9 protein-coding genes, 8 tRNA genes and 1 rRNA gene are annotated in these 14,566 nt (G+C 43.7%); 17 read left to right on the top strand and 1 reads right to left on the bottom strand.

Annotated features, from left to right (window positions below; genetic code table 11):
• Positions 1-25 precede the first annotated feature (25 nt).
• The 11 genes from ACGG81_RS11115 to ACGG81_RS11065 all read left to right on the top strand — a co-directional run bounded on the left by ACGG81_RS11115 (position 26) and on the right by ACGG81_RS11065 (position 6,061).
• Positions 26-2,912 (top strand): 23S ribosomal RNA (locus ACGG81_RS11115).
• A gap of 89 nt (positions 2,913-3,001) precedes the next feature.
• A tRNA-Asn gene (locus ACGG81_RS11110) sits at positions 3,002-3,074 on the top strand.
• Positions 3,075-3,113: 39 nt separating this feature from the next.
• A tRNA-Glu gene (locus ACGG81_RS11105) sits at positions 3,114-3,185 on the top strand.
• A 36-nt stretch (positions 3,186-3,221) separates the two neighbouring features.
• Positions 3,222-3,294: transfer RNA gene (locus ACGG81_RS11100), tRNA-Thr, on the top strand.
• Positions 3,295-3,344: 50 nt separating this feature from the next.
• Positions 3,345-3,418, top strand: a tRNA-Ile gene (locus tag ACGG81_RS11095).
• Positions 3,419-3,437: 19 nt separating this feature from the next.
• Positions 3,438-3,511, top strand: a tRNA-Asp gene (locus ACGG81_RS11090).
• 34 nt (positions 3,512-3,545) lie between these two features.
• Positions 3,546-3,618: transfer RNA gene (locus tag ACGG81_RS11085), tRNA-Val, on the top strand.
• Positions 3,619-3,640: 22 nt separating this feature from the next.
• Positions 3,641-3,727, top strand: a tRNA-Leu gene (locus ACGG81_RS11080).
• 32 nt (positions 3,728-3,759) lie between these two features.
• A tRNA-Arg gene (locus ACGG81_RS11075) sits at positions 3,760-3,833 on the top strand.
• 213 nt (positions 3,834-4,046) lie between these two features.
• Positions 4,047-4,496, top strand: a complete 450-nt coding sequence (locus ACGG81_RS11070) for an AAA family ATPase (RefSeq protein WP_390108352.1) — start codon at positions 4,047-4,049, stop codon at positions 4,494-4,496.
• 176 nt (positions 4,497-4,672) lie between these two features.
• On the top strand, positions 4,673-6,061 hold the full coding sequence (locus ACGG81_RS11065; RefSeq protein ID WP_119987573.1) for an MATE family efflux transporter: 1,389 nt from the start codon (positions 4,673-4,675) through the stop codon (positions 6,059-6,061).
• Positions 6,062-6,108: 47 nt separating this feature from the next.
• On the opposite strand, the gene ACGG81_RS11060 is transcribed toward ACGG81_RS11065, so the two are convergent.
• Positions 6,109-7,272 (bottom strand): FprA family A-type flavoprotein, encoded by a 1,164-nt coding sequence (locus ACGG81_RS11060; RefSeq protein WP_119987577.1) that lies wholly within the window; start codon positions 7,270-7,272, stop codon positions 6,109-6,111.
• Positions 7,273-7,695: 423 nt separating this feature from the next.
• Here ACGG81_RS11060 and ACGG81_RS11055 point away from each other — a divergent pair, with 423 nt between their 5' ends.
• Genes ACGG81_RS11055 through deoC form a run of 6 tightly spaced genes read left to right on the top strand, consistent with a single transcriptional unit; the run spans position 7,696 to position 14,548 of the window.
• Positions 7,696-8,868 (top strand): phosphopentomutase, encoded by a 1,173-nt coding sequence (locus tag ACGG81_RS11055; protein ID WP_008974782.1) that lies wholly within the window; start codon positions 7,696-7,698, stop codon positions 8,866-8,868.
• A 47-nt stretch (positions 8,869-8,915) separates the two neighbouring features.
• The gene (locus tag ACGG81_RS11050; protein WP_009262502.1) at positions 8,916-10,448 is read left to right on the top strand and encodes an ABC transporter ATP-binding protein; all 1,533 of its coding nucleotides are present in this window, start codon (positions 8,916-8,918) and stop codon (positions 10,446-10,448) included.
• Positions 10,438-11,547 (top strand): ABC transporter permease, encoded by a 1,110-nt coding sequence (locus ACGG81_RS11045; protein ID WP_008974784.1) that lies wholly within the window; start codon positions 10,438-10,440, stop codon positions 11,545-11,547. The genes ACGG81_RS11050 and ACGG81_RS11045 overlap by 11 nt, the downstream gene beginning before the upstream one ends.
• Positions 11,547-12,500 (top strand): ABC transporter permease, encoded by a 954-nt coding sequence (locus ACGG81_RS11040; RefSeq protein WP_009262501.1) that lies wholly within the window; start codon positions 11,547-11,549, stop codon positions 12,498-12,500. The genes ACGG81_RS11045 and ACGG81_RS11040 overlap by 1 nt, the downstream gene beginning before the upstream one ends.
• A gap of 21 nt (positions 12,501-12,521) precedes the next feature.
• On the top strand, positions 12,522-13,847 hold the full coding sequence (locus ACGG81_RS11035) for a pyrimidine-nucleoside phosphorylase (protein ID WP_009262500.1): 1,326 nt from the start codon (positions 12,522-12,524) through the stop codon (positions 13,845-13,847).
• A gap of 35 nt (positions 13,848-13,882) precedes the next feature.
• Complete coding sequence (gene deoC, locus ACGG81_RS11030; protein ID WP_008974787.1) at positions 13,883-14,548, top strand: deoxyribose-phosphate aldolase; 666 nt, start codon at positions 13,883-13,885, stop codon at positions 14,546-14,548.
• Positions 14,549-14,566: the final 18 nt, after the last annotated feature.

Below are 14,566 nucleotides of genomic sequence, written 5' to 3'. Positions count from 1 at the left end.
TCCATACCCGTGGACGAAGCAAGTTGGTTATGCTAGAAAGAGCGTATGGTGGATGCCTTGGCACTAAGAGCCGATGAAAGACGTGATAAGCTGCGAAAAGCTTCGGGGAGGAGCAAATATCCAATGATCCGGAGATATCTGAATGGGGAAACCCGGCGGAGCAAACCTCCGTCATCTTAACGCCAATACATAACGTTAAGAAGGGAACCCGGTGAACTGAAACATCTAAGTAGCCGGAGGAAGAGAAAGAAACATCGATTCTGTGAGTAGCGGCGAGCGAAAGCGGAAGAGCCCAAACCGGGATGCGTGCATTCCGGGGTTCGGACTGCGTAAGTGATGAGTAAGCCTAGTAGAATGGTTTTGGGAAAGCCAGCCAGAGAGGGTGAAAGCCCCGTACATGAAAGGCGAGCGAGCACGGCAGGATCCAGAGTACCACGAGACACGAGAAACCTTGTGGGAATGAGCGGGGACCACCCCGTAAGGCTAAATACTCCTTAGTGACCGATAGCGCATAGTACTGTGAAGGAAAGGTGAAAAGGACCCCGGGAGGGGAGTGAAAGAGAACCTGAAACCATATGTTTACAAGCTGTGGAACATCTTTATATGATGAACCGCGTACTTTTTGTAGAACGGTCCGGCGAGTTACGCTGGCTGGCAAGGTTAAGGACTGAAGGTCTGGAGCCGAAGGGAAACCAAGTCTGAACAGGGCGTGAAGTCAGTCAGAGTAGACCCGAAACCGGGTGATCTATCCATGTCCAGGTTGAAGTTGCCGTAAAAGGCAATGGAGGACCGAACCCACATCCGTTGAAAAGGGTGGGGATGAGGTGTGGATAGGGGAGAAATTCCAATCGAACCCGGAGATAGCTGGTTCTCCTCGAAATAGCTTTAGGGCTAGCCTCATACGAGTCTTGCGGAGGTAGAGCACTGAATTTCCTAGGGGGCGTCAAAGCTTACCGAAGAATATCAAACTCCGAATGCCGCGTAGATGATGTATGGGAGTCAGACTATACGAGATAAGTTGGATAGTCGAAAGGGAAAGAGCCCAGACCACCAGCTAAGGTCCCAAAATGTGTGTTAAGTGGAAAAGGATGTGGGATTTCGAAGACAACTAGGATGTTGGCTCAGAAGCAGCCATACATTCAAAGAGTGCGTAATAGCTCACTAGTCGAGAGGTCCTGCGCCGAAAATGTCCGGGGCTGAAACACACTACCGAAGCTGTGGAATTGAGTAATCAATTGGTAGAGGAGCATTCTTAAAGGGAAGAAGCTGTACCGGAAGGAGCAGTGGACTTTTAAGAAGAGAGAATGCCGGAATGAGTAGCGAGAGGAAGGTGGGAATCCTTCCGGCCGAATATCTAAGGTTTCCAGAGTAAAGCTGATCTGCTCTGGGTAAGTCGGGGCCTAAGGCGAGGTCGAAAGACGTAGTCGATGGACAACAGGTTGAAATTCCTGTACTATGATATAACAGAACTGTGGGGACACGTGTGGAGAGCGGGAGCCGGGAATGGAAAGCCCGGTGCAAGCGAAGTAGGAGAGGAGTTGGCAAATCCGCTTCTCAATCTGAAGACGTGATGCGGACCGAACTGAGAGTAGGGAAGCCCGTGAGCCATGCGTCAAGAAAAGCCGCTATTGTTTATATCATACCCGTACCGTAAACCGACACAGGTGGATGAGGAGAGAATCCTAAGGCCGACGGGAGAAGCATTGTTAAGGAACTCGGCAAAATGACTCCGTAACTTCGGGAGAAGGAGTGCCAGTGAGAACTGGCCGCAGAGAATTGGCCCAAGCAACTGTTTAGCAAAAACACAGGTCTATGCAAAACCGAAAGGTGAAGTATATGGGCTGACGCCTGCCCGGTGCTGGAAGGTTAAGGGGAGAGGTTAGCGTAAGCGAAGCTTTGAACTTAAGCCCCAGTAAACGGCGGCCGTAACTATAACGGTCCTAAGGTAGCGAAATTCCTTGTCGGGTAAGTTCCGACCCGCACGAAAGGCGTAATGATTTGGGCACTGTCTCGACAATGCACCCGGTGAAATTGAAATACCAGTGAAGATGCTGGTTACCTGCGCCAGGACGGAAAGACCCCATGGAGCTTTACTCCAGCTTGATACTGGGATTCGGTATTGCATGTACAGGATAGGTGGGAGACTGAGAAGTATTTACGCCAGTAGATACAGAGTCGCTGTTGGGATACCACCCTTGCAGTACTGGGTTTCTAACCAGCAGCCGTGACCCGGCTGGGGGACAATGTCAGGTGGGGAGTTTGACTGGGGCGGTCGCCTCCGAAAGGGTATCGGAGGCGCTCAAAGGTTCCCTCAGAATGGTCGGAAACCATTCAAAGAGTGCAAAGGCAGAAGGGAGCTTGACTGCGACACCGACGGGTGGAGCAGGTACGAAAGTAGGACTTAGTGATCCGGTGGTATAAAGTGGGATTGCCATCGCTCAACGGATAAAAGCTACCCTGGGGATAACAGGCTTATCACTCCCAAGAGTTCACATCGACGGAGTGGTTTGGCACCTCGATGTCGGCTCATCGCATCCTGGGGCTGAAGTAGGTCCCAAGGGTTGGGCTGTTCGCCCATTAAAGCGGTACGCGAGCTGGGTTCAGAACGTCGTGAGACAGTTCGGTCCCTATCCGGCGTGGGCGTAGGATATTTGAGAGGAGCTGCCCTTAGTACGAGAGGACCGGGGTGGACTGGCCGCTGGTGTATCTGTTGCACTGCCAAGTGCATGGCAGAGTAGCCAAGCCGGGACGGGATAAACGCTGAAGGCATCTAAGCGTGAAGCCCCCCTCAAGATGAGATATCCCAACGCGAGTTGTAAGACCCCTTGAAGACGACGAGGTAGATAGGACAGAGGTGGAAGTGCAGTAATGTATGGAGCTGACTGTTACTAATCGGTCGAGGGCATAACCAAGTGGTGATAGGAAAATGGATGGAGAGAGAAAAAACTTAGAAAAGTAGTTGACTGTATGTGATTTTGAAGGTATAATATCTTCAGGTTAATCCTCAATAGCTCAGTCGGTAGAGCACTCGGCTGTTAACCGAGTTGTCGTTGGTTCGAGTCCAACTTGGGGAGTTTAGAAATAATCATTTCTAAAAGTGAAAAGACGAATAAGGCTCCTTGGTCAAGCGGTTAAGACATCGCCCTTTCACGGCGGTAACACGGGTTCGATTCCCGTAGGAGTCATTCACAGTTAATAATAGCTGTAAGACAAAAGAATATGCCGACATGGCTCAATTGGCAGAGCAGCTGATTTGTAATCAGCAGGTTATCGGTTCAAGTCCGATTGTCGGCTTTTGCTTATGCAAATAGTAAGCGGTCTTTTAGGTAAAGACAAAATGTTTTGGACCTTTAGCTCAGTTGGTCAGAGCAATCGGCTCATAACCGATCGGTCCCGGGTTCGAGTCCCTGAAGGTCCACTTTAAGATAATTTCATATGGCCCGGTGGCTCAGTTGGTTAGAGCGCCGCCCTGTCACGGCGGAGGTCGAGGGTTCGAGTCCCTTCCGGGTCGCTTGTATCAAAAGATACATAATTTCATATCCCATGGGATCATAGCTCAGCTGGGAGAGCATCTGCCTTACAAGCAGAGGGTCATAGGTTCGAGCCCTATTGGTCCCACTTAGCAGATAACTGCTGAAATGCCGGCGTGGCGGAACAGGCAGACGCACAGGACTTAAAATCCTGCGGGACTTATACTCCCGTACCGGTTCGATTCCGGTCGCCGGCATTACACCAAAAGGTGTAATAATTAAATATTGTGTGGGCGTAGCTCAGCTGGATAGAGCGTTTGGCTACGGACCAAAAGGTCGGGAGTTCGAATCTTCTCGCCCACGCTTAAACCCCTTATTGAAGTATCGATAAGGGGTCTTTTATATGCTGATGTTTGAATGAAACAAAAGATTTAGATTATAGCATTAGAAATAGACAAAAAATAAAAAATACATGGAAAAAATACAACAAATATAGTATAATAGATACAAGAATCAGATAATTAATCAGTCATTAAAAGGCGGTGATTTTTATGACGAAGAACACGATTATTACAATTGGCAGACAGTTTGGAAGCCAATCTGGCAATGGGCGGATATAACGATTTTATGGCAAACGCTGAGTTTTATGCACCTGTTGGAAGAGATCTCTATGCGGTACAGTCTGCGATTATCAAGAAGCTTGCACAGAAGGGATCCTGTGTGATTGTTGGAAGATGTGCAGATTATGTGTTAAAAGATTATCCGGGATGTATTAATGTATTTATTTGTGCTTCCAAAGAAGACCGGAAAAACCGTGTCATGGACAAGTATCATTTATCAGAAAGAAAAGCAGCGGAAAAGATGAAGAAAATTGATCGAGAGAGAAAGTATTACTATGAAACCTATTCCGGAAAGGAATGGGGCAGCATTCAGTCTCATCAGATTCTTATGAACAGCAGTCTTCTGGGAAAAGAAAAAATTGTAGAATATCTGGTAGCTTTGTATAAAGAACAGCAAGAAGAATAATATTGCTGTATAAAGGAGTAATGGGATAGATAGAACAGTTCCATTCAAAGTAGAAGTGAAAAAGAATACATAAAAAGAATTTTACAAAATTTAAGAGGAAACCGGCAGTTTGCTGGTTTCTTTCTTTGAGCGAGCAGCTTTTGAGAATAAACATAAACAATAGTAAAGGTGAAAGTATGGAGAAGAGAAAAAGAGAGAAAAAAATAACGATGACAGAAGGAAGTATTATTAAAAGTATTATGCTATTTTCGATTCCGCTTTTAATTGGAAACTTGTTCCAGCAACTGTATAATACAGCAGATTCCGTCATTGCGGGAAACTTTATTGGGAAAGAAGCGCTGGCAGCGGTAGGATCAAGCAATTCCTTGATCAATTTGATCATTGGGTTATTCATTGGCATATCTACGGGAGCAGGTGTGATCATTGCACAATATTATGGGGCAAAAGATGAAGAAAAAATGCAATGGGCAGTTCACACATCGATGATGCTCAGCATTATCGGAGGGATTCTCCTGACATTTATCGGAGTATTTTTATCGCCGCAGATTCTAAAGGCGATGGGAACTCCTCCGGAAGTAATGGAACAATCCGTAATTTATCTTAGAATTTATTTTATGGGTTCTCTTTTTAATATTACATACAACATGGGGGCAGGGATTTTAAGAGGTGTCGGAGATTCTAAGCGTCCACTCTATTATCTCTGCATTACGTCAGCGGTCAATATTTTGCTGGATATTTTGTTTGTTGTAGTCTTAAGGATGGGCGTAAAAGGGACAGCGATTGCCACAGTTATTTCACAGATTATTTCGGCAGTACTTGTTGTCTGGACCTTGTGCAGGGATGATGATATTTACCGTATGTATTTTCGGAAACTTCGGATAGATGTGAGAATGATGAAGAGAATCCTGGCAATGGGGATTCCAAGTGGACTACAGTCGGCAATCATTTCTTTTTCCAATGTGATCGTACAGTCCAATATTAATAGTTTTGGAGCAAATGCGATGGCGGGAACAAGCTCTTATATGAAGATTGACGGGTTCGTGATTTTGCCGATCATGAGTTTTGGTATGGCTGCAATGACATTTACGGGACAGAATATCGGAGCAGGGAAGTTCGATCGGGTAAAGAAAGGTCAGCATCGAACGCTATTGATCAGTGAGATTTACTCTATTTTAGCATGTTCGATTTTACTGATATTTGGGAAACAGCTTTTAACGATATTCTCTTCAGATCCGCAGGTAAATGCAAACGGGCATCTGATGTTGAAGACGGTGATGCCATTTTACTTTTTACTTGCAATCGCACAGGTGTATACAGGAGTTTTGAGAGGTGCCGGGCGGTCTATGGCCGCAATGCTTCTGATGGTGGGAAGTATGGTAGGAATCCGAATGCTTTGGGTAGGAATTATGACTTCGATCATTCCGAAGCTTTCCACGGTTCTGTGGGGATACCCGGTCTCATGGAGTGCGGCTGCACTGGGTGTGATCATCTATATGTGGAGAGTGGATTGGCTTCATCTCGAGGAAAAGAAAAACATAGTGCATAAAAAATGCGTCATGAAATGATAAGGGAATCATTTCATGACGCATTTTTATAAAAGTAAAAATTGGATTTATGCAAGCAAGGTATCCGCAAGTGATGCAAGAGCAACCTCTGTTTCGGGTTTTACAGTTGATTTTACAGTAATAACGTTCTCACAGATGGAGATATTTTTCAATGTCTCAAAGAATGCTTTCATCTGTTTTGCGGCCATTGGAGCCCAAGAACCATTTTCAATCAGAGCAACAGTACGTTTCTGGTAGTTCTTTGCCTTGAGGTGATGTAAGAAATCCTCCATACATGGGAACAGTCCACCATCATAAGTCGCACATGCGACAACAAGTTTAGTGAAACGGAATGCATCTGCCAGTGCTTTGGACATATCATCACGAGAAAGATCAGTCAGGACAACATTTTTCGCACCTTTTTCTTCCAGATCTTTTTTTAATAATTCAGCTGCTTTTCTTGTATTGCCATGGATGGAAGCATAGGCGATCAAAACACCATCCTCCTCAGGCTCATAGCTACTCCAAGTGTTATACTTTTCAATGTAATATCCTAAGTTTTCTTTTAAGATCGGTCCGTGAAGCGGGCAGATCATCTGAATGTCAAGTGCAGAAGCTTTCTTTAAGAGCGCCTGTACCTGCATGCCATATTTTCCGACAATATTCAGATAATAGCGTCTTGCTTCTTCAGCCCAGTCTTCCTCTGTGTCCAGAGCCCCAAATTTTCCAAATCCATCTGCGGAGAAGAGAATTTTCTCACTCTGCTCATAAGTAACCATGACTTCTGGCCAGTGAACCATCGGTGCCATAAAAAATTGTAATGTGTGGGTACCAAGAGAAATCGTGTCTCCTTCTTTCACAATAATGGAACGACCAGAGAGGTCTAAATCAAAAAATTGAGCGATCATATTGAAGGTCTTTGCATTCCCGATTACCTGGAGTTCTGGGAATTTTTCAATCAGAGTTGCAACGTTGGCTGCATGGTCCGGTTCCATGTGGGAAACAACAAGGTAATCTACTTTTTTTCCATCGAGGGCGGTGTCAAGATTTTGAAGCCATTCGTCTGTCGCGCGGGCATCCACAGTATCCATAACGGTAACTTTCTCATCCAAAATCAGATAAGAATTGTATGAAACACCATTCGGAATGACATACTGACTTTCAAAAAGGTCTAATGTTTTATCATCTGCACCAATGTAAATAACAGAATTTGAAATCTTTGTATCTTTCATAATATTCCTCCTACAAAACTATGTGATCTGTATTATAAGCTATCGTATCTGTTTGAAATAGGTGTATTCAAACAGATCTGCCGCAATCTATCCTTTATAGAATTACGCTGCAGAGACTAAATGAATATCTTGTATACAATAGTAAATTATATAACAGATATCGTTAGATTTCCACAAATAAATGTAAAATATTTATTTCGGACGGATTCTCATGGAAGAAAACAAAAGTTCTATGCAGAATAACGAAAAAGCAGTTGGAAAAACTTATGATTTTTTTACAAAAAACAGTAGACAAATTAGCGAAAAAATGACAAACTTAAAATAAGTAGAACGAAAAAGGACTTTAGTCCTTTTCGAGCTAATATTATTTCGATATGATACAAAAAGAGTTATTAAATATCAACAAATAAGGACGGAAAAAGAATGGAAAATAGGAGAATTTTTTTAATCGTACTGGATAGTTATGGGATCGGAGCACTTCCGGATGCAGCAGATTTCGGGGATGAAGGAAGCAATACATTAAAGACGATTACAGCTTCCAAAGCCTATGATACACCGAATATGAAGAAACTAGGCTTGTTTAACATTGATGGTGTGGACTGGATGAAAAAGGAAGAGAGTCCTGCTGGAGCGTATGGAAGGATGAAAGAGCGCTCTCGGGGAAAAGATACGACGATCGGACACTGGGAGATTGCAGGAGTTGTATCTCCAAAACCACTTCCGGTATATCCGAATGGATTTCCAGAAGAGATTTTAGAGAAGTTCCGGGAGGCAACCGGAAGAGAAGTGCTTTGCAATTTGCCATATTCAGGAACCGATGTCATTCGGGATTATGGCGAGGAGCATATGAAAACAGGAGCTTTGATTGTTTACACATCCGCAGATAGTGTATTCCAGATTGCTGCGCATGAAGAGATTGTTCCTGTAGAGGAACTTTATAGATACTGTGAGATCGCGAGGGAAATCTTATGTGGTGAGCATGGGGTAGGGCGTGTGATCGCACGTCCGTTTATCGGAGAAGCGCCGAACTTTCAGCGAACTGCAAACCGTCATGATTTTTCACTTCTTCCGCCGAGAGATACGATGCTTGATGCAATCTTAGAGGCAGGATATGATACTTACGGAATCGGAAAAATTTATGATATTTTCGCAGGCAAGGGGATTGCACACACACAGAGAATCCAGAATAATGTGGACGGCATGGAGAAGACACTTGAGATGCAGGAGAAGGACTTTAAAGGACTCTGTTTTGTAAATCTTGTTGATTTTGATATGATGTATGGCCACCGCAATGATATTGAGGGATATGCAAATGCTGCAACAGTTTTTGACAGACAGTTAAAAACATTCCTGGAGCGCATGAGACCGGAGGATATTCTGATGATCACAGCAGACCATGGATGTGATCCGGGATTTAGAGGAACAGACCACTCCAGAGAGCATACACCGCTTTTGATCTGCGGGGAAGATATCAAAGAAAATGTAAATCTTGGGACAAGAGAGACATTTGCGGACATTGCTGCAACAGTATTGGATCTTCTTCATGTGGAAAATAATACAGACGGAACGAGCATGAAGGAACTTATTATAAAATAGTAACAGGGAAACAGTAGGAGAAAGGAAAAAGAAACGGAGGTAGGAGCGTGGAGTATGTAATCGAGATGAACCATATCACCAAACAGTTCGGGAATTTTAAAGCGAATGACGATATCACCCTGCAAGTGAAAAAGGGAGAAATCCATGCACTGTTAGGTGAGAACGGGGCAGGAAAATCCACACTGATGAGCGTTCTTTTCGGCCTGTACCAGCCGGAAGAGGGAGAAATCAAGATCAATGGGAAGGAAGTTAAGATCAATAACCCAAATGATGCCAACGATCTTGGAATCGGAATGGTACATCAGCATTTTAAATTGGTGCACAATTTTACAGTCCTTGAAAGTATTGTCCTTGGAAGAGAGACTACAAAATTTGGCACATTAAAGATGGATGCCGCAAGAAAAAAAGTGATGGAGCTTAGTGAAAAGTATAAATTTAAGATCGATCCAGATGCCTATATCTCTGACATTACAGTTGGAATGCAGCAGAGAGTGGAGATTTTAAAGATGCTTTACTGTGATAATGATATTTTGATCTTCGATGAGCCGACAGCGGTATTGACACCGCAGGAGATCCATGAGCTGATGAAAGTGATGAAACAGCTTGTGGCAGAAGGAAAATCCATTATATTCATTACGCATAAGCTGAATGAGATCAAGGAAGTGGCAAACCGGTGCAGTGTACTAAGAAAAGGGAAATATATCGGCACGATCGATGTGGCAGAGACTTCAAAGGAAGCAATGTCAGAGATGATGGTAGGACGAAAAGTTAATTTCCATGTGGACAAGCCGGAGAAAACGCCGGGAGAGCCGGTATTGGAAGTAAAGAATCTGACCATTGCCTCCAAGCATGAAGGGCAGCATGCAGTAAAAGATGTGTCTTTTGCGGTGCGTAAGGGAGAGATTCTCTGTGTTGCGGGGATTGATGGAAATGGACAATCCGAGTTAGTATATGGAATTACAGGATTGACTCCGATTGAAAAGGGACAGATTATTTTAAACGGAAAAGATATCACAAAAGAGAGCATCCGGCGTAAGTGTCTGGATGGAATGGCTCATATTCCGGAAGACAGACATAAAGATGGTCTGGTGCTTGACTTTTCGCTTCAGGAAAACCTTGTATTGCAGAGTTACTACACGGAACGGTTTCAGAAACATGGTTTTTTAAAATTTGATGCAATTCGGAAATATGCAAAAGGACTGATCGAGAAATTTGATATCCGTTCCGGTCAGGGAGAAGACAGCATTGTCCGGGGAATGTCTGGAGGAAATCAGCAGAAAGCAATCATCGCAAGAGAGCTTGACAGAGATCCAGAGATCGTTATTGCAGTGCAGCCGGTACGTGGTCTGGATGTTGGTGCGATTGAATATATTCACAAACAGCTTGTGGAGCAGAGAAATGAAGGAAAAGCAGTGCTGTTAGTGTCACTGGAATTGGATGAAGTAATGGATATCAGCGACCGTATCATCGTAATGTATGAAGGTGAGATTGTTGCAGATGTCAATCCAAAGGAAATTACGGTAGAGGAACTTGGTCTTTATATGGCGGGTGCGAAAAGGAGTGTGAAGAATGAAAAATAAATGGAAAAATATCTGGCGCGGAGACGGAATCGTCAATTTTAGTTCTTCCATTCTGGCGATTGTCTGTGGATTATTATTTGGATTTATTATTCTGCTGTCCAGCAATCCGCAGCAGGCATACTATGGATTTATGATGATCCTTCAGGGAGGATTTACAGACGGAATTCAGGGGATTGGGCAGATGCTTTATCTGGCAACCCCGATCATTATGACAGGACTTTCTGTCGGATTTGCATTTAAGACAGGACTTTTTAACATTGGAGCATCCGGACAGTTTACCGCAGGAGCTTTTGCAGCAGTATTTGTCGGCGTGAAGTTTACATTTCTTCCACCGGGACTGCATTGTCTTGCAGCGCTTCTTGCAGCAATCCTTGCCGGAGCAATCTGGGGATTGGTACCGGGCTTGTTGAAAGCATTTTTCAATGTAAATGAGGTAATCTCCTCAATTATGATGAACTATATCGGAATGTATCTTGTAAATATGATGATTCAGAGAACAGTATACGATCAGGTAAAGAACCAGACTATGGCCGTTGCAGACGGGGCAAACCTTCCGAAAGCAGGGTTAGACAAATTGTTCCCGGGTACCAATATCAATATCGGTATTCTGATCGCAATTTTATGTGTGATTCTGATTTATATTATTTTGAATAAGACGACATTTGGTTATGAATTGAAAGCGTGCGGAAAAAATCCGAACGCAAGTAAGTATGCCGGAATCAATGCAAAAAAGAGTATTGTTCTTTCAATGGTGATCGCAGGTGCGCTCGCAGGGCTTGGCGGAGCATTGTTATACTTGGCAGATTCCGGAAAATACATGCAGGTACTTGATGTAATCGCACCGGAAGGATTTTCCGGAATTTCGGTTGCACTGCTCGGACTTTCCAATCCAATTGGAATCTTATTTGCGGGACTGTTTATCGGACATATCACAGTTGGCGGTTACAACATGCAGCTATTTGATTTTGCGCCGGAGGTTATCGATATTATTATTTCTGCAATTATTTACTGTGGAGCACTGTCGCTGTTATTTAAAAATCTGATCTACAAGATTCGCATGAGAAAATCTGCGAAAAAGAATAAGAAGGAGGGCAAATAATGAGTGTAGTATATTTTGTTATTCAACAGACGATGTATTTTGCGATCCCGCTTCTTATTGTAGCAATCGGGGCAATGTATTCTGAGCGAAGCGGTGTCATCAACATCGCAATGGAAGGTATTATGGTCATGGGAGCTTTTGTTGGAATTTTCTTCATCAATATTTTCCAGGACAGAATGAGTGGACAGAAATTATTATTGCTGGCAATCTTGATCGTAGCAGTTGCCGGAGGATTGTTTTCCCTGCTTCATGCGTTTGCTTCTATTAATATGAAAGCAGACCAGACGATCAGTGGTACTGCATTAAACTTATTTGCTCCGGCATTTGCGATTTTTACAGCGCGTATGATTCAGGGGGTACAGCAGATACAATTTACAGATACATTTCACATTGATAAAGTTCCGGTACTTGGAGATATTCCGGTGATCGGGGATATGTTTTTCCAGAATTGTTATATTACAACATACATCGGAATCGGAATCTTTCTTGTGGCAGCTTATGTGATTAAAAATACAAGATTTGGTCTTCGTCTCCGCGCCTGTGGAGAGCATCCGGGAGCAGCAGATTCTGTCGGTGTAAATGTGGCGAAGATTCGTTATGCCGGGGTTATCATCTCTGGTGTACTGGCTGGAATCGGTGGGTTGATCTTTGTTATTCCGACTTCTACAAACTTTAATGCAAGTGTTGCCGGATATGGTTTCCTTGCAATTGCAGTGTTGATTTTTGGACAGTGGAGAAGTAACAAAATTTTAATGGCAGCATTTTTCTTTGGAATCATGAAGACATTGGCAAGTGCATACTCTGCAATTCCATTTTTGAAATCGTTGCCAATTCCAAACGAATTATATAAGATGATTCCGTACATTGCGACATTGATCGTATTAGCGTTTTCATCTAAGAACTCTCAGGCTCCAAGAGCAGAGGGAATCCCATACGATAAGGGAAGCAGATAATAGAAAGGAGTGGCAGACACCATGAGAATGTATGATCTGATCATGAAGAAAAGAAATGGTGAAGCACTGACAGAGCAGGAGATTCAGTATATGATCCGTGAGTATGTAGCAGGAGAAATTCCGGATTATCAGATGTCAGCGTTTTTGATGGCGGTTTATTTCAAAGGAATGACCGAGGAAGAGACACTTGCGATGACACAGGCTGTGGCGCATTCTGGAGAGATGGTAGATTTATCCGGAATCGAGGGCGTGAAAGTGGATAAGCATTCCACGGGAGGTGTCGGGGACAAGACAACTATGATTATTGCTCCGATTGTTGCGGCTTGCGGTGTGAAGGTTGCAAAAATGTCCGGAAGAGGACTTGGACATACAGGTGGAACAGTGGATAAACTGGAATCCATTCCGGGACTTCATACATCTCTTTCCAGAGAAGACTTTTTCAACGTAGTGAATCAGACCGGATTGAGTGTGATCGGACAGTCAGGAAATCTCGCTCCGGCAGATAAAAAACTGTACGCGCTCCGGGATGTAACAGCGACAGTGGACAGTATTCCACTGATTGCGGTATCGATCATGAGTAAGAAACTTGCAGCAGGAAATGACTGTATCCTTCTTGATGTAAAAACTGGAAGTGGTGCATTTATGAAGAGTATCGATGATTCTATCGCACTTGCAAAAGAAATGGTAGCGATCGGAGAGAATGCCGGAAGAAAGACTGTGGCACTGATCACAGATATGGACATTCCACTTGGACATAATATCGGAAATAGTTTGGAAGTGATTGAGGCGGTAGAGACATTAAAAGGAAATGGTCCGGAGGATCTGACAGAAGTCTGTGTACATCTTGCATCGAACATGCTTTTCCTTGCAGGAAAAGGAACGCTGGAAGAATGCAGATCACTTGTGCGGGAAGTAATCGCAAATGGTGAGGCGTTAAAAAGACTTGCAGCAATGGTGGAAGCACAAGGTGGAGACAGCTCTGTGATCTTTGATACAGATAAGTTTGAAAAAGCGGCATATCAACATGAAGTACTCGCAAAGAAAAGCGGATACATTACATTTATGGATACAGAAAGCTGTGGGATTGCCTCTGCTATGTTGGGGGCAGGCCGTGAGACAAAAGACAGCCAGATTGATTTTGCAGCAGGAATCATCTTAAAGAAAAAAGTTGGAGATTACGTGGAGGCAGGAGAGCCTATGGCAGTCTTCTATGCAGATAAGGAAGAATTATTTGCAGCAGCAGAACTGAGATATCAGGCAGCTGTGACGATTGAAGATGAGAAAGCAAACGAGACTCCGCTTGTATATGCGAGAGTAACCAAGGATCAGGTAGAACGCCTTGCATAGCAATGTGTATAAAAAAATTAAGAAAGGAGAACGTGATGACAGAAAAGGAAATCATGAGACATGTGGATCACACACAGCTGAAAGCATTTGCCACATGGGAAGACATTAAGAAACTGTGCGATGAGGCAGTGGAATATCAGACTGCTTCGGTATGCATTCCGCCATGCTACATTCAGAGAGTGAAGGAGGCATACGGAGAACAGATCAATATCTGTACGGTCGTAGGTTTTCCACTCGGTTACAGTGTGACAGAGGCGAAGATCGCAGAGACAAAGAAGGCGCTGGAGGACGGTGCGTCTGAGATCGACATGGTCATCAATATTTCAGATGTGAAAAATGGTGATTATGCGGCGGTAGAAAAAGAAATTGCGGCATTGAAGGAAGTTGTTGGAGATAAGATCTTAAAAGTGATCATCGAAACATGCTATCTGACAGAAGAAGAGAAAATTGCAATGTGTAAAGCAGTAACAGCGGCAGGTGCAGATTACATCAAAACTTCTACTGGATTTGGAACAGCAGGAGCGACTATTTCGGATATTCGTCTGTTCAAAGAAAATATTGGTGAGCATGTGAAGATGAAAGCAGCCGGAGGAGTGAAGACGGTAGAAGATCTGGAAGCATTTCTTCAGGAAGGTTGCGATAGAATCGGAACAAGTTCCGCGGTAAAATTGATTCAAGGTCATAAGACGAATGAATATTAAAAAAGAAAAGGAGAACTT

Origin of the sequence: Faecalimonas umbilicata, from assembly GCF_042846195.1 — a bacterium.
GTDB lineage: Bacteria > Bacillota > Clostridia > Lachnospirales > Lachnospiraceae > Faecalimonas > Faecalimonas umbilicata.
The sequence above is the reverse complement of the archived record's forward strand: the minus strand, read 5'-3'. Positions and strand labels throughout refer to the sequence as shown.